The sequence below is a fragment of the Pelomonas caseinilytica genome (assembly GCF_021353235.1).
Taxonomy (GTDB): domain Bacteria; phylum Pseudomonadota; class Gammaproteobacteria; order Burkholderiales; family Burkholderiaceae_C; genus Pelomonas; species Pelomonas caseinilytica.
The window spans coordinates 207,040-227,199 of record NZ_JAJTWT010000006.1 but is presented as its reverse complement, the minus strand read 5'-3'; the positions used below and the strand labels follow the sequence as shown (position 1 = coordinate 227,199).

Genomic DNA, 20,160 nt, shown 5'->3' with positions numbered 1-20,160 from the left:
CTACTCCTCCGGGAAGCGGTCACGCCACAGTGCCGCCAGGCGCGGCTCGGCGTCGACGCGGCGCACGGCCGGCGTCATCTTGGGCGCCACCTCATGGAAGCGTTCGCGCCAGGGGCCGAAGCGCGAGACCACGGCGACGTAGAGGTCCAGCACCGTCAGCTCGTCGCCGAGCAGGTAGTCGCCCGGCGCGAGCTGGCTGTCCATGTTGGCCCAGCAGAAGGCGATGCGCTCGTGCACCGCCTCGACCACGGCATCGCGGCAGCTCTCGGGCGCGCCGATGCGCTTCACATCGGGCTTGATCCAGTGCAGCGAATAGATGGCCGACGAGACGTAGAGCATCCAGCGCAGGAACTGCCGCCGCCGCGGGTCGCTCGGCGCGGGCGCCAGCGTGGCGGCGGGGTCGAGGTCGGCGAGATAGATGAGGATGGCCGCGCTCTCGGTCATGACCTCGCCGTCGGGCATGACCAGCGTCGGGATCTGGCGCATCGGGTTGCTCGTCGCGACGCGGTCGCGCGCGGCCTCCTCGGCCCAGGTGGCGCCTTCGATCAGGTGGTAGGGCAGGCCCAGCAGCGTGAGCGCCGCCTCGACGGCCACCGAGCCCGAGGCCTGGGCGCCGTAGAGCGTGAGGTGGGCATGTGTCTGCATCGCGGTCAGTATGACGGGCCATCGCCCGGGTTGACCAGCATTTCGACCAGTTCCTTGGCGAAAGCCAGGGCCTCTTCAGGCGTTTCGAAATGCATCTCGTTGTTGAGGTCGACCACGTCGCCCCCCGGTCCCTTGTGCACCACCGACCAGCCGCCCGCGCCGCCGTCGATGGCCAGCACGCCGAACTGGCCCGGTTCGAGGTCGCGGGCGCTGCCGCCGGTGAGGACGATGTCGCGGCCGAGGTGGGAGTGGTAGCGTCGCATCGGCCCGATTTTCCCAGGAGACCGTCCATGAAAGCCGTTTGGAATGGCGTGACCATCGCCGAGAGCGACGACACCGTCGTCGTCGAAGGCAACCACTACTTCCCGCCCGAGTCGCTCAACCGCCAGTACACGACCTTCAGCAACCACGTGAGCCGCTGCCCCTGGAAGGGCGAGGCCAAGTACTTGAGCCTGCTCATCAATGGCGAGATGAACCCGGACGCGGTCTGGTACTACCCCGACCCGCTGCCGGCCGCGGCCGAGATCAAGGGCCGCTACGCGTTCTGGAAGGGCGTCAAGGTTTCGGAGTAGACCCCTCGGGCCAGAGCGCCCACATCCGCAGCGGCTGCCGGGTGCGGGCGGCGCGCAGCGCGGCCTCCTCGCCCCAGCCCCAGAAAAGGTCGGCCCTCACGGCGCCGGTGATGGCGCTGCCGGTGTCCTGGGCCATGACGAGCCGCCTGAGCGGAGCGGGCGGCGCACCGGGCGACCAGGGCTCGGTGCTGTCCAGCCACAGCGGCGTGCCCAGCGCGATCGCGTCGCGGTCGACGGCGACGGAGCGGCCGGGCGTCAGCGGCACGCCCTGGGCGCCGCGCGGGCCGAGGCCCGGGTCCGGCAGAGGCTCCTCGCGGAAAAAGACGACGCGCGGGTTGACGGCCATGGCCTCCTTGACCCGGGACGGATTGCGGCGCGCCCAGTCGCCCAGGCTGCGCGGCGTGGCGTCGGCCACCTCGCCGCGGTCCAGCAGCGCGCGGGTGACCGACTGGAAGGGCTGGTCGTTGTGGCCGGCGAAGGCGACGCGGATCACGCGTTCGGCGCCGGCGGCGTCGCGCATGACGAGGCGCCCCGACCCCTGCACCTGCAGCTGCAGCAGGCCGAAGGGGTCGTCCACGTAGGCCAGCTCCAGGGCGGCGAAACGCGGGTTGCCGTCGATGTCGCGGCGCGGCGTGCGGCGCAGGGCCGGGTCGGCGGGCAGGGCGTGCAGCGGCCACTGGAAGGCGCCCTGGCGGCTGCGGCTGGCGGCGAGCTGGGGCTCGAAATAGCCGGTCAGCAGGCCGGTCGGGTCGCCGCCGTCGCCGGCGATGCGCCAGGGCCGCAGGTGCTTCATCAACAGCAGCGTGGCCTCCAGGGCGTCGGCCGGCGGCTGCAGCGCGGCGCGGGCGCAGAACTCGGCCCAGGCCGGCGCCGGCCGCTGGCAGCTGGCCAGAAGCGCCGGCCAGGCCGCGAGGAGGTCGTCGCCGCCCCAGCCGGGCAGCTCCTTCCAGTCCACGGCGACCCAGCGCGCCGCGGGCCGCGGGGCGGGTGCGCTCGACGGCGGCGCCAGGGGCGGCGGCGAGGAGCAGGCGGCCAGGCTTCCTAGAATCGCGGCCAGCACCCCACGCGCCCACCCTCCCATGCTGCTCCTCCTGCTCGAAGCCCTCGGCGCGCTGCTGATCTTCGTCTTCATCATCTGGTGGACCATGTTCGCCGGCCGCAAGAAGGGCGAGCGGCAACCGGACGACTGATCATCCCGCAGCGACTCCTTGGACGAGGGGCTTCATTTCGGCGGCACCAGGAAACTCAAGGGCTCATGCCGCAGCCGCGCGCGGATGGCCGCGTAGACGCGGCGGCGGTCGGCCAGGCGGATGCCCCGCGAGCGCAGCGCGACCTTGAAGGCGCACAGGAAGCTGACGCCGACGTTGAGCATGCCGATGCCGGCGATGCAGATCACGCAGGACCAGAAGTCCCACGTGGCCATGACGCCGAAACCGAGCGCACCGACCGCGGCGGCCAGTTGCCCGGTCGACAGCGTCACGTGGCGCACCTCGACGGGCAGGCCGAAGAAGCTGAAAAGCGCCGGCACCAGGCCCAGCATCAGCCCCAGGCTGGTGTTGGCCGCCAGGCCGGAGATGTTGGCCCGCCACCAGCGCGACCAGCGCTGCGCCCGACCCTGGCCCAGCCAGGCCACGATGCGGGGGTTCCAGGCGATGGCGCTGTCCAGGCGGTGGAAGACGAACCAGTTCTCCACCCAGCCGGCGATGAGGCTGGAGGCGAACAGCAGCGTGCCGGTGAAGGCGGCGAAGAGCAGCGAGGGGCCGAAGAGGCCGAGGGAGTGCAGCACGTAGCGGGCCTGCGGCTCGCCCACCGGCGGCGCCCCGAAGGCCAGGCGGCACAGCAGCTGCACGGCCAGGACGACCGGCGCCACGACGGCGAGGTTGCCGATGACCCCGGCCACCTGCGAGCGCACGAGATGGGCCACCTCGTCGACGAAGCCCTGGACGCCGTCCTCGCGCTCGATGTGCAGCAGCCGGTGGGCCATGGCCGGCGCCGTCATGGCGGGCTGCTTGGTGGCCACCGTCCAGTGCAGCAGGTGGATGCAGACGAAGCTGATGGCGTAGTTGACGCCGGCCCAGAAGCCGCCCCAGAAGGCGGTGAACCCGAGCAGTCCGATGAAGAACTTGAACAGGGTGGTGCCGGCCAGCACGGCGCCGCCGCCGGCCGCACGCGCCAGCATGTCGCGGTATTCGGCGCGGTTGCGGGTGATGTAGTGCTCGCCGGTCTCGGCGCTGCGTTCGGCCACCTTGCGCGCAAGCAGCGAGTAATGCCGCGCGAACAGCGTCCGCAGGCTGCGCCGCTCGTGCACGACGCGCACGAGGCCGGCCACCAGGCGCAGCAGCTCGCGCTGCGGCTCGGGCGACACCAGGCAGGCCAGCAGGGCCTCGATGCGGTCCAGGCGCGCCGTGAGCTGCTCCACCGAGAACATCAGGTCGACCGACACGCCGTGCGCCTCGAGGTGCTCCGGCACGGTCAGCGCGGCGGCGCGGCAGCGGTCCAGCAGGGCGCGCAGGTATTGCAAGGTGGGCGCCAGCACGTCGCCCTCGCGCTGCTGCAGCGCCCGCTCGACCGCCTCCCAGGCCGAGGGCAGTTGGTGGAAAGGCCGGTCCTGCAGCAGCAGCTCGTCCATGCGCACGCGCAGCGGCCCGGCCAGGCCCGCCGCATGCACGCTGCTGACCAGCACGGTCAGGGCCGCCTGCATCTCCATGCGCCAACCGCCGTCGGGGGCGGCGGCGAAGAGCAGGCCCAGGCGGCCGAGCAGTTCGTCGTCGATGGCGGCGATCCAGTCCTCATCGGCCTCGTCGCCGAAGAGCAGCTCGAACAGGGCGGCGAGGTCGCGCGTGTCGGCCGTGGCGGGCAGCAGGCGGCGCCGCAGCCGCGCCAGGAATTCGTGCCACAGCGCCATGCGGGGTGCGAAGCCGACCTCCGCGAACAGCGCCACGGCGTCCACGTCGTTCCAGACGCCGGCGATGACGGCGGCGAAGGCGCGGGCATGCTCGGGGTGGCGCTCCAGCACGTTGAGCAGGTGCTTGAGCCTCACCAGCGGCCTGGGCGTCGCCGGCAGGCCGTCGTCGCGCGGCGCATGCCTGAGCCACTCGAGCAGCCGCACCAGCCACAGGTTGCGCTCGGCGAGCGCCGCCTGCGGGTCGGCGGCGTTCAGCAGCGCCGTGAGGTCCCAGTTCCGTTTCGTCAATTCAGTGGTCCATGATGCTGCGCATTGCGGGCCGAGCGCTGGGCCGCCCCCGAGCCGGCCCGCGCTGGCGATGTGCTTGCGGCTCAACGCCGCAAGCATCGCCGTCCCCCCGGGGGACCGACCAGACTCGCTCGCGTTCAGCGATGCGAGGTTGGGCGAGGGGCTTCAATGCAAGCTGGCGCTGTCGGCGAGCAGGAATTCGGCGACCTCGGCGTAGAAGACCTCGCAGCCCTCGGTCACGCACAGGAAGCGCCCGCGCATGGTGCCCTGGGGCGTGCCGATCTGGGCCCAGGAGCTGTACTGGAAGCGCTGCCCCGGCGCCAGCACCGGCTGGTGGCCGACGACGGCCAGGCCGTCGACGACCTGCACCTGCCCGCGGGCGTCGGTGATCTCCCAGTGCCGGCCGACGAGTTGGGACAGCACGTCGCCGGTGTTCTCGATCGTGATCGTGTAGCTGTACGCGTAGAGCCCCTGCTCGAGATGGGTCTGCTCGGGGAGGGACTGGACTGCGACGCTGCAGCTGAATCGGGGGTTCGCCATCGGTGGATTCTCGGGCCCGAACGCTATGCTGGGCGCATGTTCCTCGGGAAGCGTGATCCTAATTGCTGCGCTGGCTCTGGCTGCCTGCCGCGCTGCTGAGCCTGGCGGCGCCGGCCCAGGAGCTGGTGCTGCGAACAGTTCAACAGAGCGGCTCGCTGATCAAGTACGACCCCGACGGTGCCACGGCGCGGCCGGGGCTGTGCCTGGAGATCCTGCGGGCCGTCGAGCGCGCCGATCCCGGACTGCGCTTCTCCGGGCTGGAGCAGCAGGTACCGCTCAAGCGCGTGGAGCGCCTGCTGGCCGACGGCCTGGTCGACGCCTTCTTCTGCCTGCTGCGCTCGCCCGACCGCGAGAAACAGTGGCGTTATGCCTCCGTGCCGCTCTATGCCATCCGGCACGTCATCGCCCAGCGTGCCGACGACTCCCGCCGCGTCGAAAGCCTCGCCGAACTGGCGGCCCTGAGCCAGCACAAGCCGGTGCTGGTGACGCGTGGCACGGTGCTGGCCCGGCGCCTGGCGACCGCGGACGTCGCCATCGCCGAGGTCGGTTCCGAGCGCGAAGCCCTGCAGATGCTGGCGCTGGGCCGCGCCGACGCGGTCTACGGGCAGGACATCAGCCTGGCCCGCTACATCACCGACGGCCCACTGGCCGACAAGCTCAGGCTGGGCCGCACCGTCTTCCATGAAGAATCCCAGTACGTCGCGCTGCGCGCGGACCTGCCGGTCGCCACCGAAGAGCGGCTGACCCTGGCCCTGCGCAAGCTGGAGCGCGACGGCACGCTGCGTCAACTCGCCGAGAAATACCGATGAAGCCCCTGTACCTGCCCCCCGACGGCCGGCCGCGCTGTGCTTGGTGCGCCGCCGCCGCTGGCGATGTGCTCTACCTGCGCTACCACGACGAAGAATGGGGCCGGCCGGTGGCCGACGACTTCCGGCTCTTCGAGAAGCTCTGCCTCGAGGGCTTCCAGAGCGGGTTGTCGTGGCGCACCATCCTCAACAAGCGCGAGGCCTTCCGCGCGGCCTTCGCGGGCTTCGACTTCCACAAGGTCGCCGCCTTCGGCGAGGCCGACGTGGCGCGGCTGCTGGCCGACTCCGGCATCGTGCGCCACCGCGGCAAGATCGAGGCGGCCATCCACAACGCCGGCCGCTGCGTCGAGTTGGTGGCCCAGGAGGGCTCGCTCGCCGCCTATCTCTGGCGCTTCGAACCGCCCAAGAACTCGGTGGCCCACAACCTGTCGCAGTCGGCGCCCTCCGAGGCCCTGTCCAAGGACCTGAAGAAGCGCGGCTGGAAGTTCGTCGGGCCCACCACCATGCATGCGCTGATGCAGGCCATGGGCCTGATCAACGACCACCAGCCCGGCTGCCACCACTGGGCCGAGGCCCAGAAGGCGCGGGAGGCCTTCCGCCGCCCCAACTCCTAGAATGCGCGGCCATGGCCGCCGCACCCGACTACCGCATCGCCCCCAGCCTCCTGTCCGCCGATTTCGCCCGCCTGGGCGAGGAGGTCCGCAACGTGCTCGCCGCCGGCGCCGACTGGATCCACTTCGACGTGATGGACAACCATTACGTGCCCAACCTGACCTTCGGCCCCATGGTCTGCGAGGCGCTGCGCAAGCATGCGGTGAAGCCCGACGGCAGCCCCGCCGTCATCGACGTGCACCTGATGGTGCAGCCCGTGGACAGCCTGGCCCAGGCCTTCTGCCGCGCGGGCGCCGACATGGTGACCTTCCATCCCGAGGCCAGCGCCCACGTCGACCGCACGCTGCAGCTGATCAAGGCCGAGGGCAGGCAGGCCGGGCTGGTGTTCAACCCGGCCACGCCGCTGGACGTGCTGGAGTGGGTCATCGACAAGGTGGACATGGTGCTGCTGATGAGCGTCAACCCCGGCTTCGGCGGCCAGAGCTTCATCCCCTCGGCGCTGAAGAAGCTGCGCAAGGCGCGCGAGATCATCCAGGCTCATCAGCGCGAGACGGGCCGTGACATCCGCCTGGAGATCGACGGCGGCGTCAAGGTCGACAACATCCGTGAGATCGCCGCAGCCGGCGCCGACACCTTCGTGGCCGGCTCGGCCATCTTCGGCAAGCCCGACTACAAGGCCGTCGTCGACGCGATGCGTAGCGAGCTGGCAAAGGCCTGAAATGCAATACGACCACAGAGGCACAGAGGCACAGAGCAAGCACAGAGATGAACCGCCTCTGTGCCTCTGTGCCTCTGTGGTTGCATTTCTTCGCTCAGCACTTCACTGACATGGCCGCCGTCCTGCTCGTCTGCACCGCCAACATCTGCCGTTCGCCCATGGCCGAGGCCATCTTCAAGGCGAAGCTGGGCGAGGTGTTCAAGACCATCGCCTCGGCCGGCGTGCATGCCGACCCGCGCGGCGGCCCGGTCGACGCCCGTGCCGCCGCCGCCCTCGGCCGGCACAACTACAGCCTCGACCGCAAATGGCGCTCGCGCCGCATCGAGCCCGAGCAGCTCGGCCAGTACGACCTCGTGCTGGCGATGGAGGCCGATCACGTGGAGGCTCTGCGCAGCAAGGCCGCCCCCGAGCACCACGCCCGCATCCTGCTGCTGACCGACTTCGTGCCGGAGCTGGCCGGCCAGGACATCCCCGACCCCTACTTCGGACCGGCCCAGGGCTTCGACGCCGTCATCGGCATGCTGGAGCGCGCGGCCCAGCGGCTGCTCACCGAGAGCCGCGAGGGCCGGCTCAGGCTGGGCTGATCAGGCCGCCTTGCTGGCGAAGCTGGCGACCTCGCGCGTGTCCGGCCCGGTGCCGCTGAAGCGGTCCAGCGCCAGGTAGATGACCGGCGTGACGTAGAGCGTCACGGCCTGGGACAGCACCAGGCCCCCCACCACCGCCAGGCCCAGGGGCTGGCGCAGCTCGGCGCCCGCGCCCAGGCCCAGGGCGATGGGCAGGGCCCCCATCAGCGCGGCCAGCGTCGTCATCATGATGGGCCGGAAGCGCAGCACGCAGGCCTCGCGGATGGCCTCGGCCGGCGCGAGGCCCTGGTTGCGCTGGGCGTCGAGGGCGAAGTCGATCATCATGATCGCGTTCTTCTTGACGATGCCGATCAGCATGACGATGCCGATGGTGGCGATGATGGTCAGCTCCATGCCCGCGAGTTGCAGCGTGATCAGCGCGCCCACGGCCGCCGAGGGCAGGCCGGCGAGGATGGTGATGGGGTGGATGTAGCTCTCGTAGAGCACGCCCAGCAGCACGTAGATGACCGCCAGCGCCAGACCGATGAGCAGCAGCTGGCCACCCTGCGAGTCGCGGAACACCGCCGCGTCGCCGCCGTAGCTCGTGATGACGCTGGCCGGCAGATGGATCTCGCGGCCATAGGCCTCCAGCGCGCCGGTGGCATCGCCCAGCGGCACGCCGGGCGCCAGGTTGAAGCTGATGGTGATGGCCTGCAGCTGGCCCTGGTGGTTGACGGCCGTCGGCCCCAGGCCGCGCTGCACCGTGGCGAAGGCGCTCAGCGGCACCTGCGCGTTGTTGCGTCCGCGCAGGTAGATCTTGTCGAAGGCGTCCTCGCTCGCGCGGTCGGGGTCGCTGGCCTCCATGATGACCTGGTAGGTGTTGCTCTCGGCATAGATGCTGGAGACCTGGCGCTCGCCGAAGGCGTCGTAGAGGGCGTTGCGCAGGTCGCCCATCTGCACGCCCAGCACGGCGGCGCGCTCGCGATCGATGACGAGGTTGGCCTGCAGGCCGCGCAGCTGCGAGTCGCTGGTGACGTCGCGGAAGCGCTCGTCGGCACGCAGCTTGTCCTGCAGCTTCACCGACCAGGAGTTCAGCTCGCCGGCCGACACCGACTGCAGCGTGTACTGGTAGCGACTCTTGCTCTGCCGGCCGCCGAGCTGCAGGTTCTGCACCGGGCTGAGGTAGACAGCGATGCCAGGCACGGCGCGCAGCTTCTTGCGCAGGCCTTCCAGCACCTGCGGCATGGCCTGGCGGTCCTTGCGGGGCTTGAGGTTGATGAAGAGGCGGCCCGTGTTGGTCGCGTTGCCCCCGCCGCCGATGCCGGCCGAGACGCTGGCCACGTTGGGGTCGTTCTGCACGATGGCCGCGACCTTCTCCTGCAGCAGCGTCATGGCCGTGAAGGAGATGTCCTCCGACGCCTCGGTGCTGCCGCGGATCTGGCCGATGTCCTCCTCGGGGAAGAAGCCCTTGGGGATGGCGATGTAGAACCACACCGTCGCCGCGAAGCTCACGACTGCCATGCCGATGACCCAGCCGCGGTGGCGCAGCGCCAGGTCCAGCGTGCGCGTATACAGGCCCAGCACGGCATCGAAGGCGCGCTCGAAATGGCGGCCCAGCCAGCCTTCCTCGTGCGCCTCGTGATGCTTGAGCAGCCGGCTGCACAGCATGGGCACGAGGGTCAGAGAAACCACCGCCGAGACGAGGATGGACAGCGACACCACGACGGCGAACTCGTGGAAGAGCAGGCCGATGACGCCGGGCATGAAGAAGATCGGGATCAGCACCGCCACCAGCGAGATCGAGATCGACATGATGGTGAAGGCCATCTCGCGCGCGCCGCGGATGGCGGCGTCGAAGGGGGCCATGCCGTCCTCGATGTGGCGGTGGATGTTCTCCAGCATGACGATGGCGTCGTCCACCACCAGGCCCACGGCCAGCGTGATGCCCAGCAGCGAGATGTTGTCCAGCGAATAGCCGAGGGCGAACAGCAGGGTCAGCGCGCCGATCAGCGAGATGGGCAGGGACAGCGTCGGGATCAGCGTCGCCACGGCGCGGCGCAGGAAGATGAAGATGACCATCACCACCAGCACGACGGTCAGGGCGAGGGTGAAGTAGACGTCGTGCAGGGACTCGCGGATGGACACCGACCGGTCGTTGAGCGTGTCCATCTTGATGGAGGCCGGCATCTGCGCCGCGAAGCGCGGCAGCATGGCCTTGACCGCGTCGACCACCTTGACAGTGTTGGCGTCGGGCTGGCGCTGGATGGCCAGCACGATGGAGCGCTCGCCCTGGAAGCTGCCGAAGCTCTTGACGGTCTCGAAGCTGTCCTGCACGTCGGCCACGTCGCGCAGGTAGACGGGCGCACCGTTGCGGGCGGCGATGACGATGTTGCCGAACTCGGCGGCGCTCTTGAGCTGCTTGTTGGCCTGGATGGTGAGGGTCTGGCGGCTGCCGTCCAGCACGCCGACGGGCGTGTTGGCATTGGCCAGGCGGATGGCGCCCTGCAGCTCCTCCAGCGTGATGTTGCGCTGGTTGAGCAGCTCGTTCCTGACCTTGACCCGCACCGCGAAGCGCTTCTGGCCGAAGATCATCACCTGGGCCACGCCGTCGATGGTGGACAGGCCCGGCGACAGCAGATTCTCCGCGTAGTCGTTCAGTTCGGAGAGGTTGATGGACGGCGAGGTCAGCGCCACCAGCAGCACCGGCGCGTCGGCCGGGTTGACCTTGCGGTAGCTCGGCGGCGTCGTCATCTCGGCCGGCAGGGCGCGCAGGGCGCGGAACAGCGCAGCCTGCACGTCCACGGCCGCGGCGTCGATGTTGCGCGACGGATCGAACTCCAGCGTCAGCGAGGTGTTGCCCAGGGTGTTGACGGAGGAGATCGTCTGCAGGCCGGCGATGGTGGAGAACTGCTTCTCCAGCGGCAGCGCGACCGACGACGCCATGGTGTCGGGCGCGGCCCCGGGCAGCACCGCCTGCACGTTGATGATGGGCGTGTTGTAGGACGGCAGGGCCGCCACCGGGATGCGGCTCCAGGCCGCCAGGCCCGCGATCACCAGCGAGATGTTCAGCAGGACGGTCATCACCGGCCTGCGGATGAAGAGCTCCGCCCACCTCATCGGGACGCTCCGGGCGCCGCCTCCGAAGCGGACTGCGCCCCCGCGACGGAAGCCGCCGATGCGGCGATGCCGCCCGGCTTCACCACCGGCGCCTGCAGCCGCACCGGCGTGCCCGGGCGCAGGTTCTGCTTGCCGTCCACGACGACCTGCTGGCCGGGCTGGAGGCCTTCGACGACGGCCTGCTCGCCCATGCCCGCGCGCACCTGCACCGGCACCAGCCGGGCCGTGTCGTCGGGCGCCACCACGTAGACGAAGCGCTCGTTGCCGCGCAGGATGACGGCCACCTGCGGGATGACGGTCGCGCCCTTGAGGGTGCGCAGCGTCATGCGCACGCGCACGTACTGCCCGGGCCACAGCGCCTGGGCCTTGTTGTCGAACTCGGCCTTGACCTTGATGGTGCCCGTGGCCGTGTCGACGAGGTTGTCCACGACGGTGACGCGGCCCTTCGCGGCGGCGGCGCGGGGCAGGCCGGCCGACGCCGGGCTGGCCGCCAGGGCCTCGACCGCCAGCGGCCCGGCGCGCGTGGCGTCCAGCAGCGCGCCGAGCTGGGTCTCGGGCAGGCTGAAGGCGATGCTGATGGGGTCGAGCTGGGCGATGTTGACCAGGGGCGCGGCGGTGGCGCTGGCCTGCACCAGGCTGCCGGGGAAGACGCTGACGATGCCGGCACGGCCGCTGATGGGCGCGCGCAGCGCGTTGTAGCCCAGGGTCACCTGGGCGGCCTGCACGGCGGCCTCGTCGCTGCGCAGCAGGCCCAGGGCGGCGTCGAGGTTGGCCTGGGCGGTGTCGACCGCGCTCTGGGCGATGAAGTTCTGGGCGACCAGCTCGCGGGCACGCTTGAGCTGGCGCTCCAGGTCGGCGGCCGAGGCGCGGTCGCGCGCGAGCTGGGCACGCGCCTTCTCCAGCGCGGCGCGGTCGGCACGGTCGTCGAAGCGGAACAGCAGCTCGCCCCTCTTCACCGACTGGCCGTCCTTGACCAGCACCTGCGCCACGGTGCTCGTCGTCTGGGCCCGCAGGTCCACGCTCTGCAGGGCGGTGACGGTGCCGCTGGCCTCGACGGTGATGGGCACGTCCGCCTGCACCACCGGCACGACACCCACCGTCTGGGCCACCGCGCTCGCGGCACCGGCGGGCGCCGCGGCCCCGGGCGCCGCGACGTCGGCCTTGCGCCCGCAGGCGGCGAGGGTCGCCGTCAACAGCAGGGCCGGCAGCAGCGTCAGGGCGGGGAAGGGAGCGGTCGAGGTGGCGCGCATGAGGCTGGATCTGCCGGAAGTCATGGGGATTGACGCGAAAAACAGTCCAGCTTAACCGCCCTCCTTTGCTCGATGGTTGCTGACGGCATCCAATGCGGCGGGGCCGTTCAGGGTCTGTTCACCCGAGGTTCGGAGTGGGCGGCCTAACTCGACAGTGCGCACGCCAGCCGCGCGCCGGCCACGGCGTTGTGCTTGACCAGGGCGATGTTGGTGGCCAGGCTGCGCCCGCCCGTCAGCGCCTTGATGCGCGCGAGCAGGAAGGGGGTGATGGCCTTGCCCTGCACGCCCTGCGCCTGAGCCTCGGCCAGGGCCTGGGCGGTGATGGCGTCGATCTCCTCGCGCGGCATGGCCTGGGCGGCGGGCACCGGGTTGCTGACGACCACGCCGCCCTCCAGGCCCAGCGCCCACTTGGCGCGGATGAAGCGGGCCTGTTCGTCCGGCGCGTCCATGCGGAAGTCGGCCTTCAGGCCGCTGTCGGGCGTGAAGAAGGCGGCGAAGTTGTCTTGCCCGATGCTGAGCACCGGCACGCCGTGGGTCTCCAGGTACTCCAGCGTCAGCGCGAGGTCGAGGATGGACTTGGCGCCCGCGCAGACCACCGTCACCGGCGTGCGCGCCAACTCCTGCAGGTCGGCCGAGATGTCGAAGCTCTCGGCGCCGCCGCGGTGCACGCCGCCGATGCCGCCCGTCACGAAGACCTCGATGCCGGCCAGGTGGGCGCAGATCATCGTGGCGGCCACCGTCGTCGCGCCGAGGCGCCCGGTGGCGACGGCATACGGCAGGTCGCGGCGGCTGAGCTTCATGGCGTCGGGCGCCTGCGCCAGCTGTTGCAGTTCGGCGTCGGCGAGGCCCACGCGGATGCGTCCGCCAATGACGGCGATGGTGGCCGGCACGGCGCCCTCGGCGCGGACGACGGCCTCGACCTCGCGGGCCGTCTCCAGGTTCTGCGGCCAGGGCATGCCGTGGGCAATGATGGTGGACTCCAGCGCGACGACGGGCCGGCCTTCGGCGCGGGCGGCGGCCACTTCGGGCGAGAGTTGGATCAGTTCATGCATCGGGGGGCTCATCGTTCTTTGAGGAAACTCGGGTCGAGGTCGGGATGGACGCTGTCCTCGGTCTGCAGCGTCAGGGCGGCGAGGTCCAGGCCCAGCCGGGCGGCGGCGCCGAAGTCATCGCGGTCGCGCAGCAGGGCGGCGCAGATGCCGGCCGAGAGCGCGTCACCCGCGCCGGTCACGTCGACGACGTCCACCTCGGGCGCCGGCCAATGGCGGGGTTCGCGGCCCGGCTCGCTCAGCAGCAGGCCGCGGGCACCTTCCGACACCAGCACGCGGGCCACGCCGCGCGCATGCAGGGCCGCGAAGGCCGCGGCCGGCTCGGCCGCCACGGTGGACAGCTCGCCGGCATTGAGGATGAGCAGGTGCAGGCCGTCCAGGCGATCCGGCAGGCGCTCCATCTTGGCCTCGGACACGGCCACGCACACCAGCGGCGCGCCGCCGTCGCGCGCCTCGGCGAGCAGCAGCGGCCAGGCGTCGGTCGGCAGGTTGCCGTCGGCGACGACCAGGGCGGCGCCCGCGCGCAACGCCTTGCTCGCCTCGAGCGCCCAGGGGTTGAGGGTCTCGACCAGCGGCATGGCCGCCAGGCCCAGCTCGAGGCTGCCGTCGGGCGCCAGCACGGCGGTGTAGCTGTCGCTGGCGTGGCGGCGCAGGCGGATGACGGCGCGGGTGTCGATGCCGACCTGGGCGGCCTGCTCGAGCAGCATGCGCCCGCCCGCGTCGTCGCCCACGGCCGCCACGAGCGCGACGGGCAGGCCCAGGCGCGCGAGGTTCTCGGCGACGTTGCGCACCACGCCGCCGGGCGTCTCGTGCGATTCGCAGGGGTTGGACGAAGCCGGCAGGGCACGCGCCAGCAGGCGCAGCTTGCGGTCGATGTTGAGGCCGCCGATGCAGACGATGGGGGCGGCAGGGGTGTTCATCGCGCGATTCTAGGAAGCCCCGTGGCGGCCTTGCGTTAGAGTCCGCAGCGGTGCGGCGCCATGCCGCCCACGTCGCTCGGACGGTTCCGGGCGCTCACGTGACACTGCCATGACCTCTTCTTCCGGCTCTGCCTCCGGCAGCAAGCGCCGCTTCGCACGCATCGACCGCCTCCCGCCCTACGTCTTCAACATCACGGCCGAGCTCAAGCTCGCGGCCCGCCGGCGTGGCGAGGACATCATCGACATGAGCATGGGCAACCCCGACGGGGCCACCCCGGCGCACATCGTCGCCAAGCTCTGCGAGGTGGCCCAGCGGCCCGACACCCACGGCTATTCGGCCAGCAAGGGCATCCCGCGGCTGCGCCGCGCCATCTCGCACTGGTATCAGCGCCGCTACGGTGTCGACATCAACCCCGACGCCGAGGCCATCGTCACCATCGGCTCCAAGGAGGGCCTCGCCCACCTGATGCTCGCCACGCTGGACCGCGGCGACACCGTGCTGGTGCCCGACCCGAGCTACCCCATCCACATCTACGGCGCCGTCATCGCCGGCGCCGACATCCGCGCCATCCCGGTCTCCAGCGAGGTGGACTTCTTCGCCGAGCTGGAGAAGACCATCCGCGGCAGCTACCCCAAGCCCAAGATGATGGTCTTCGGCTTCCCGTCCAACCCGACGGCGCAGTGCGTGGACCTGGCCTTTTTCGAGCGCGTCGTGGCCCTGGCCAAGAAGCACGACATCCTCGTCGTGCACGACCTGGCCTATGCCGACATCGTCTACGACGGCTACGTGGCCCCGTCCATCATGCAGGTGCCCGGCGCCAAGGAGGTGGCGGTGGAGTTCTTCACCCTCAGCAAGAGCTACAACATGGCCGGCTGGCGCGTCGGCTTCATGGTGGGCAACGCCGACCTCGTCGCGGCCCTGGCGCGCATCAAGAGCTATCACGACTACGGCACCTTCACGCCGCTGCAGGTGGCCGCCATCGCCGCGCTCGAGGGCGACCAGCAGTGCGTGAAGGACATCGCCGCCAGCTACCAGCGCCGCCGCGACGTGCTCTACAAGGGCCTCACCGAGGCGGGCTGGGCCGTCGACTGCCCCAGGGCCAGCATGTACATCTGGGCCCCCATCCCCGAACCCTACCGTGCGCTGGGCTCGCTGGAGTTCGCCCGCCAGTTGCTCGACAAGGCCAAGGTCTGCGTGTCGCCGGGCATCGGCTTCGGCGACCACGGCGACGGCCACGTGCGTTTCGCCCTGATCGAGAACGAGTCGCGCATCCGCCAGGCGGTGCGGGGCATCAAGGCGATGTTCAAGGCGGACGGGGTGCTCAAGGCATGACGACGAAGCCCCTGGCCTTCATCCTCGACCTCGACGGCACTCTGGTGGACACGCTGGGCGACTTCGTCGCCGTGCTGGGCCTGACGCTGGCGGACCTCGGGCTGCCCGGCGTCGACCGGGGCTTCGTCGAGCGCACCATCGGCCGCGGCGGCGAGAACCTCGTGCGCCAGACCCTCGCCCACGTGGGCGCCAAGCCGGGCCTGTTCGACCACGCCTGGGCGCTCTACCAGGAGCATTACGCGGCGGTCAACGGCGCCCATGCGGCGGTCTACCCGGGCGTCGTCGAGGGGCTGGAGCTGCTGCGCGCCACCGGCCGGCCGCTGGCGGTGCTGACCAACAAGCCGGCCGCTCCGGCGCGCGAGCTGCTCAGGCGCAAGGGGCTGGACGGCTACTTCAGCCACGTCTTCGGTGGCGACGACTTCCCGCGCAAGAAGCCCGACCCGCTGCCCCTGCTCAAGACCTGCGAGGCCCTCGGACAGCGGCCGGCGTCGACGTGGATGATTGGCGACTCACGCAACGATGCCGAGGCCGCGCGCGCGGCCGGCTGCCCGGTGGTGCTGGTGACCTACGGCTACAACCACGGCGAGGACATCCGCGCCGTGCCGGCCCTGCGCCACCTGGACCGGCTCGACGAGATCAGCGCCTGCGTTCGCGCTTGATGCCGAGCAGGGCGTCCTTGAGGCTGTCGTCCGCGGGCTTGTCGCCCAGCCAGATGCGCAGCAGGGCGGTGAAGAACTCGGGCTCCTTGATGGGGTCGGTCATGATGGTCTTGCCGTTGAGCAGCAGCGTGGAGCCCACGCCGGGGACGTAGTCGACCGAGAAGTTGTCACCGCTGTTGAGCTGCTTGCGGCTGGCGAAAACCTCGCTGAGCTTGAGCACGCCGTTGATGCACTTGACGAACTCCTCGCGCGGCGCGTTGGCCTCCATGCCCTTGGTGAAGAGCTTGCCCAGCTCGTTGCCGTCGATGTCGCGCAGCATCTGGATGTGGATGCGCTTGGGTCCGGGCGCGGCCAGCACCTCGGCCGTGGTGCCGGCCTTGTGGGTCAGGTACAGGCCGGCCGTGTAGACCTTGACCACGAACTTGTAGCGCACGCCGGCGCCGTTGAGCACCAGCTTCTGCCCGGCCAGGTCGAGCGTGGGCTCGTACTTCACGTTGGCCACCTCGACGGCCTGGGCCCAGGCCGCTTCTCCCCCCAAACTGCCCACGGCCAGGAGGGCCGCGACGATATATGCGCGCATGTCTCGCTCCGTTGTCCTGCCGCGATGGCGGCATCTTCGTGAACCGAAGTATGGCCCGACAAGCGCGGGAGGCCGCTGCTACACTGGCCCGGACATGTTCATCACGCGCAAGTACATCACGGGGTCGAGCGACCGGGGAGCCTGGCCCTGGCGTCGCTGCTTCACTGCCGATTGATGCCCCGTCGTCCTGGGCCATGTAGGCTTTCAGCCATGCCCAAGACTCTTGTTTGAACGTTCTCCCACTCGAGACGCGCCGATGCCGCCGCAGGCTGGCATCACCTTCCAGCAGACAGCGCGGATCCGGCTTTGCCGGGCCAATGCTGTCGCCCCCTTGAGGGGGCGCGCGCAGCGCGTAGGGGGTGGGCCCATGACATGATCACCGAACTCGAATTCCAGAGCCTGGCCGCCGAAGGCTACAACCGCATCCCCCTCATCGCCGAGGCGTTTGCGGACCTCGAAACCCCGCTGTCCCTCTACCTCAAGCTCTGCGCGGGCTCCGGCCCCTGCCGCAACAGCTTCCTGCTGGAGTCGGTCGTCGGCGGCGAGCGCTTCGGGCGCTACTCCTTCATCGGCCTGCCCGCGCGCACGCTGATCCGCGCCACCGGCAACCACTGCGAGGTGGTGACCGACGGCGCCACGGTCGAGACCCACGAGGGCAACCCCCTCGACTTCATCGCCGCCTACCAGGATCGCATCAAGCCCAAGATCCCCGCCGGCCTGCCGCGCTTCTGCGGCGGCCTGGCCGGCTACTTCGGCTACGAGGCGGTGCGCGCCATCGAGAAGAAGCTGGCCCACCGTCACCCCGGCGAAGGCCTGGACACGCCCGACATCGTGCTGCTGCTGTCGGAGGAGGTCGCCGTCATCGACAACCTCTCCGGGCGCCTCTACCTCATCGTCTGGGCTGACCCGCGCCAGCCTGAGGCCTACTTTCGCGCCACCAAGCGGCTCTCGCAGCTGCGCGACAAGCTGACCTACTCCGTCAGCGTGCCGCGCGTCAGCCGCAGCGAGTCCCACCCGGTCACCCGCGGCTTCGCCAAGGCCGACTACCTGGCCGCCGTGCAGAAGGCCAAGGACTACATCGCCGCCGGCGACCTGATGCAGGTGCAGGTGGGCCAGCGCCTGTCCAAGCCCTACAAGGCCGAGCCCATCGCGCTGTACCGGGCCCTGCGGGCGCTCAACCCCAGTCCCTACATGTACTTCTACGACCTGGGGGACTTCCAGATCGTCGGCGCCAGCCCCGAGATCCTCGTGCGCGAGGAGCATTCCGGCGACGGCAGCCGCAAGGTCACCATCCGCCCGCTGGCCGGCACCCGCCCGCGCGGCTCGACGGTGGAGCGCGACCTCGAACTCGAGGCCGAGCTGCAGGCCGACCCCAAGGAGCGCGCCGAGCACCTGATGCTGATCGACCTGGCCCGCAACGACATCGGCCGCATCGCCCGCACCGGCAGCGTCAAGGTGACCCAGGCCTTCGTCGTCGAGCGCTACTCCCACGTCATGCACATCGTCAGCAACGTCGAGGGCGTGCTGCGCCCCGAGGTCGGCCAGCTCGACGTGCTCAAGGCGACCTTCCCCGCCGGCACGCTGACCGGCGCGCCCAAGGTCAGGGCCATGGAGCTGATCGACGAGCTCGAGCCCGTGCAGCGCGGCATCTACGGCGGCGCCTGCGGCTACCTGAGCTTCGCCGGCGACATGGACCTGGCCATCGCCATCCGCACCGGCATCATCAAGAACGGCATGCTCTACGTGCAGGCGGCGGCGGGCGTCGTGGCGGATTCGGTACCCGAGCTGGAGTGGCAGGAGACCGAGGCAAAAGCACGCGCCCTGCTCCGCGCCGCCGAACTCGTCGAGGAGGGTTTCTAAATGCTGTTGATGATCGACAACTACGACAGCTTCACCTTCAACCTCGTCCAGTACTTCGGTGAACTGGGCGCCGACGTGAAGGTGGCGCGCAACGACGAGATCACGGTCGCCGAGATGGCCGCGCTCGACCCCGACCACATCGTCTTCTCGCCCGGCCCCTGCACGCCCAACGAGGCGGGGGTCTGCGTGGAGGCCATCCAGCATTTCCTCGGCAGGAAGCCGCTGCTGGGCGTCTGCCTGGGCCATCAGTCCATGGGCCAGGCCCTGGGCGGCAAGATCATCCGCGCGCAGCGCCAGATGCACGGCAAGGCCAGCACCCTCACCACCGACCAGCGCGGCGTCTACACCGGCCTGCCCAAGGACTTCTCCGTCATCCGCTACCACTCCCTCGTCATCGAGGAGGCGAGCTGCCCGGCGGTGCTGGAGATCACCTCGCGCAGCGACGACGGCGAGATCATGGGCGTGCGCCACCGCGAGCTGGCCGGCACCGCCACGCCCATGGAAGGCGTGCAGTTCCACCCGGAGTCCATCCTCAGCGAACATGGCCACGCGATGCTGCGCAACTTCCTGGAATTGAAATGACAGCCCCTCGCCCGGTCTTGCGCCGGCTGGACGCCGGCAAGCCCAGTCGGTCCCCCGAGGGGACGGCGCTCGCCCCGCGCGCCTGTTTGCCACATCGGAAGCCACGCCATGGCTGACTACGCACACTTCGAGAACGCTGGCTCTCGCTCTCCGGTGGTTGTCGACCTGCGCAGCGACACGGTCACGAAGCCAACGGCCGCCATGCGCGAGGCCATCGCCCGCGCCGAGGTCGGCGACGACGTCTTCGGCGACGACCCCACCGTCAATGCGCTGCAGGAGCGCGTCGCCGCCCTGCTCGGCAAGGAGGCCGCCCTCTTCATGAGCAGCGGCACGCAGAGCAACCTCTGCGGCCTGCTGGCCCATTGCGGCCGGGGCGACGAGTACATCGTCGGCCAGCTCGCCCACACCTACCGCTACGAAGGCGGCGGCGCGGCGGTGCTGGGCAGCATCCAACCCCAGCCCCTGCCCAACCAGCCGGACGGCACGCTGAAGCTGGAGGACATCGAGGCCGCCATCAAGCCCGACGACCCGCACTTCGCCCGCACGCGGCTGCTGGCGCTGGAAAACACCTGGAACGGCAACGTGCTGCCCAACGGCTACGCCGAGGCCGCCTGCGAGCTGGCCCGCGGGCGCGGCCTGGCCACGCATCTGGACGGCGCCCGCCTCTTCAACGCCGCGGTGGCCTCGGGCCGCACGGTCGCCGACCTCGCCCGCCCCTTCGACTCGGTGTCCCTCTGCTTCAGCAAGGGCCTGGGCGCGCCCGTCGGCTCCATGCTGGTGGGCCCGCGCGAGCTCATCCAGCGCGCCCACCGCGTGCGCAAGATGGTGGGCGGCGGGCTGCGCCAGGTCGGCCTCCTGGCCGCCGCGGCCGACCATGCGCTGACCCACCACGTCGAGCGCCTGGCCGACGACCACGCCCTGGCGCGCCGCCTGGCCGAGGGCCTCGCGGCCCTGCCGGGTGTCACGGTCACGCCACCGCAGACGAATATCGTCTTCGCCCAGGTCGGGGGCGGCCGCGGCGCGGCCCTGCTGGCCCACTTGAAGTCGCGCGGCGTGCTGGCCACCGGCCTGATCGGCCTGCGCTTCGTGACCCACCTGGACGTCGACGCGGCCGGCATCGACCACGCCATCGCGGCAGCCCGCGAGTTCCTGGAAGCCTGA

20 protein-coding genes are annotated in these 20,160 nt (G+C 70.6%); 10 read left to right on the top strand and 10 right to left on the bottom strand.

The genetic code is table 11. The annotated features are described in order from the left end of the window. On the bottom strand, positions 1 to 645 hold the full coding sequence (locus tag LXT12_RS15960; RefSeq protein WP_233393190.1) for a glutathione S-transferase family protein: 645 nt from the start codon (positions 643 to 645) through the stop codon (positions 1 to 3). Positions 646 to 650: 5 nt separating this feature from the next. Then, positions 651 to 908, bottom strand: coding sequence for a hypothetical protein (locus LXT12_RS15955; RefSeq protein WP_233393189.1), 258 nt, complete (start codon positions 906 to 908; stop codon positions 651 to 653). A 27-nt stretch (positions 909 to 935) separates the two neighbouring features. On the opposite strand from LXT12_RS15955, the gene LXT12_RS15950 reads away from it, so the two are divergent. Beyond that, complete coding sequence (locus LXT12_RS15950; RefSeq protein WP_233393188.1) at positions 936 to 1,217, top strand: DUF427 domain-containing protein; 282 nt, start codon at positions 936 to 938, stop codon at positions 1,215 to 1,217. Here the strand turns inward: LXT12_RS15950 and mltA are convergent. The 3 genes from mltA to apaG all read right to left on the bottom strand — a co-directional run bounded on the left by mltA (position 1,201) and on the right by apaG (position 4,950). Next, positions 1,201 to 2,298, bottom strand: coding sequence for a murein transglycosylase A (mltA, locus tag LXT12_RS15945; RefSeq protein WP_233393187.1), 1,098 nt, complete (start codon positions 2,296 to 2,298; stop codon positions 1,201 to 1,203). The two genes, LXT12_RS15950 and mltA, sit on opposite strands and share 17 nt — an antisense overlap. A gap of 141 nt (positions 2,299 to 2,439) precedes the next feature. After that, a complete protein-coding gene (locus LXT12_RS15940; RefSeq protein WP_233393186.1) occupies positions 2,440 to 4,410 on the bottom strand; it encodes a site-specific recombinase in 1,971 nt (656 codons plus the stop codon). 165 nt (positions 4,411 to 4,575) lie between these two features. Next, positions 4,576 to 4,950 carry a Co2+/Mg2+ efflux protein ApaG gene (apaG, locus tag LXT12_RS15935; RefSeq protein ID WP_233393185.1) on the bottom strand — a complete coding sequence of 125 codons (375 nt, stop codon included), beginning with the start codon at positions 4,948 to 4,950 and terminating at the stop codon, positions 4,576 to 4,578. A 62-nt stretch (positions 4,951 to 5,012) separates the two neighbouring features. Between apaG and LXT12_RS15930 the strand changes: the two genes are divergently transcribed. From LXT12_RS15930 to LXT12_RS15915, 4 genes are all read left to right on the top strand, one after another. After that, on the top strand, positions 5,013 to 5,759 hold the full coding sequence (locus LXT12_RS15930) for a substrate-binding periplasmic protein (protein WP_233393184.1): 747 nt from the start codon (positions 5,013 to 5,015) through the stop codon (positions 5,757 to 5,759). Next, positions 5,756 to 6,370, top strand: a complete 615-nt coding sequence (locus tag LXT12_RS15925) for a DNA-3-methyladenine glycosylase I (protein WP_233393183.1) — start codon at positions 5,756 to 5,758, stop codon at positions 6,368 to 6,370. Before LXT12_RS15930 ends, LXT12_RS15925 begins: the two co-directional genes overlap by 4 nt. A gap of 11 nt (positions 6,371 to 6,381) precedes the next feature. Next, on the top strand, positions 6,382 to 7,086 hold the full coding sequence (rpe, locus tag LXT12_RS15920) for a ribulose-phosphate 3-epimerase (protein ID WP_233393182.1): 705 nt from the start codon (positions 6,382 to 6,384) through the stop codon (positions 7,084 to 7,086). 110 nt (positions 7,087 to 7,196) lie between these two features. Further along, complete coding sequence (locus LXT12_RS15915) at positions 7,197 to 7,670, top strand: low molecular weight protein-tyrosine-phosphatase (RefSeq protein WP_233393181.1); 474 nt, start codon at positions 7,197 to 7,199, stop codon at positions 7,668 to 7,670. Here LXT12_RS15915 and LXT12_RS15910 read toward each other — a convergent pair whose 3' ends face one another. From LXT12_RS15910 to LXT12_RS15895, 4 genes are all read right to left on the bottom strand, one after another. Continuing rightward, on the bottom strand, positions 7,671 to 10,766 hold the full coding sequence (locus tag LXT12_RS15910) for an efflux RND transporter permease subunit (protein ID WP_233393180.1): 3,096 nt from the start codon (positions 10,764 to 10,766) through the stop codon (positions 7,671 to 7,673). Then, entirely contained in the window at positions 10,763 to 12,040 is a 1,278-nt protein-coding gene (locus tag LXT12_RS15905; RefSeq protein ID WP_233393179.1) for an efflux RND transporter periplasmic adaptor subunit, read from the bottom strand. The genes LXT12_RS15910 and LXT12_RS15905 overlap by 4 nt, the downstream gene beginning before the upstream one ends. Positions 12,041 to 12,159: 119 nt before the next feature. Further along, positions 12,160 to 13,068, bottom strand: a complete 909-nt coding sequence (locus tag LXT12_RS15900) for a pseudouridine-5'-phosphate glycosidase (RefSeq protein WP_233393178.1) — start codon at positions 13,066 to 13,068, stop codon at positions 12,160 to 12,162. An 8-nt stretch (positions 13,069 to 13,076) separates the two neighbouring features. Further along, complete coding sequence (locus tag LXT12_RS15895) at positions 13,077 to 13,985, bottom strand: carbohydrate kinase family protein (protein WP_233393177.1); 909 nt, start codon at positions 13,983 to 13,985, stop codon at positions 13,077 to 13,079. Positions 13,986 to 14,094: 109 nt separating this feature from the next. Between LXT12_RS15895 and alaC the strand changes: the two genes are divergently transcribed. Together alaC and gph are read left to right on the top strand one after the other, a co-directional pair. Next, on the top strand, positions 14,095 to 15,318 hold the full coding sequence (gene alaC / locus LXT12_RS15890; protein WP_233393176.1) for an alanine transaminase: 1,224 nt from the start codon (positions 14,095 to 14,097) through the stop codon (positions 15,316 to 15,318). Beyond that, positions 15,315 to 15,977 carry a phosphoglycolate phosphatase gene (gene gph, locus LXT12_RS15885; RefSeq protein WP_233393175.1) on the top strand — a complete coding sequence of 221 codons (663 nt, stop codon included), beginning with the start codon at positions 15,315 to 15,317 and terminating at the stop codon, positions 15,975 to 15,977. The genes alaC and gph overlap by 4 nt, the downstream gene beginning before the upstream one ends. Here the strand turns inward: gph and LXT12_RS15880 are convergent. Next, complete coding sequence (locus LXT12_RS15880) at positions 15,955 to 16,557, bottom strand: chalcone isomerase family protein (RefSeq protein WP_233393174.1); 603 nt, start codon at positions 16,555 to 16,557, stop codon at positions 15,955 to 15,957. The two genes, gph and LXT12_RS15880, sit on opposite strands and share 23 nt — an antisense overlap. A 372-nt stretch (positions 16,558 to 16,929) precedes the next feature. On the opposite strand from LXT12_RS15880, the gene trpE reads away from it, so the two are divergent. The 3 genes from trpE to ltaE all read left to right on the top strand — a co-directional run bounded on the left by trpE (position 16,930) and on the right by ltaE (position 20,160). Then, positions 16,930 to 18,417 (top strand): anthranilate synthase component I, encoded by a 1,488-nt coding sequence (gene trpE, locus LXT12_RS15875; RefSeq protein ID WP_233393173.1) that lies wholly within the window; start codon positions 16,930 to 16,932, stop codon positions 18,415 to 18,417. Continuing rightward, the gene (locus LXT12_RS15870; protein WP_233393172.1) at positions 18,418 to 18,999 is read left to right on the top strand and encodes an anthranilate synthase component II; all 582 of its coding nucleotides are present in this window, start codon (positions 18,418 to 18,420) and stop codon (positions 18,997 to 18,999) included. Positions 19,000 to 19,107: 108 nt separating this feature from the next. Continuing rightward, positions 19,108 to 20,160: a low-specificity L-threonine aldolase gene (ltaE, locus tag LXT12_RS15865; RefSeq protein ID WP_233393171.1), complete on the top strand. Its 1,053-nt coding sequence runs from the start codon at positions 19,108 to 19,110 to the stop codon at positions 20,158 to 20,160.

What these genes read in the sequence shown, in the direction of transcription:
- LXT12_RS15960 (WP_233393190.1), bottom strand. Translation starts at nt 645, where the DNA reads ATGCAGACACATGCCCACCTCACGCTCTACGGCGCCCAGGCCTCGGGC.
- LXT12_RS15955 (WP_233393189.1), bottom strand. Translation starts at nt 908, where the DNA reads ATGCGACGCTACCACTCCCACCTCGGCCGCGACATCGTCCTCACCGGC.
- LXT12_RS15950 (WP_233393188.1), top strand. Translation starts at nt 936, where the DNA reads ATGAAAGCCGTTTGGAATGGCGTGACCATCGCCGAGAGCGACGACACC.
- mltA (WP_233393187.1), bottom strand. Translation starts at nt 2,298, where the DNA reads ATGGGAGGGTGGGCGCGTGGGGTGCTGGCCGCGATTCTAGGAAGCCTG.
- apaG (WP_233393185.1), bottom strand. Translation starts at nt 4,950, where the DNA reads ATGGCGAACCCCCGATTCAGCTGCAGCGTCGCAGTCCAGTCCCTCCCC.
- LXT12_RS15925 (WP_233393183.1), top strand. Translation starts at nt 5,756, where the DNA reads ATGAAGCCCCTGTACCTGCCCCCCGACGGCCGGCCGCGCTGTGCTTGG.
- rpe (WP_233393182.1), top strand. Translation starts at nt 6,382, where the DNA reads ATGGCCGCCGCACCCGACTACCGCATCGCCCCCAGCCTCCTGTCCGCC.
- LXT12_RS15915 (WP_233393181.1), top strand. Translation starts at nt 7,197, where the DNA reads ATGGCCGCCGTCCTGCTCGTCTGCACCGCCAACATCTGCCGTTCGCCC.
- LXT12_RS15910 (WP_233393180.1), bottom strand. Translation starts at nt 10,766, where the DNA reads ATGAGGTGGGCGGAGCTCTTCATCCGCAGGCCGGTGATGACCGTCCTG.
- LXT12_RS15905 (WP_233393179.1), bottom strand. Translation starts at nt 12,040, where the DNA reads ATGACTTCCGGCAGATCCAGCCTCATGCGCGCCACCTCGACCGCTCCC.
- LXT12_RS15900 (WP_233393178.1), bottom strand. Translation starts at nt 13,068, where the DNA reads ATGCATGAACTGATCCAACTCTCGCCCGAAGTGGCCGCCGCCCGCGCC.
- LXT12_RS15895 (WP_233393177.1), bottom strand. Translation starts at nt 13,985, where the DNA reads ATGAACACCCCTGCCGCCCCCATCGTCTGCATCGGCGGCCTCAACATC.
- alaC (WP_233393176.1), top strand. Translation starts at nt 14,095, where the DNA reads ATGACCTCTTCTTCCGGCTCTGCCTCCGGCAGCAAGCGCCGCTTCGCA.
- gph (WP_233393175.1), top strand. Translation starts at nt 15,315, where the DNA reads ATGACGACGAAGCCCCTGGCCTTCATCCTCGACCTCGACGGCACTCTG.
- LXT12_RS15880 (WP_233393174.1), bottom strand. Translation starts at nt 16,557, where the DNA reads ATGCGCGCATATATCGTCGCGGCCCTCCTGGCCGTGGGCAGTTTGGGG.
- trpE (WP_233393173.1), top strand. Translation starts at nt 16,930, where the DNA reads ATGATCACCGAACTCGAATTCCAGAGCCTGGCCGCCGAAGGCTACAAC.
- LXT12_RS15870 (WP_233393172.1), top strand. Translation starts at nt 18,418, where the DNA reads ATGCTGTTGATGATCGACAACTACGACAGCTTCACCTTCAACCTCGTC.
- ltaE (WP_233393171.1), top strand. Translation starts at nt 19,108, where the DNA reads ATGGCTGACTACGCACACTTCGAGAACGCTGGCTCTCGCTCTCCGGTG.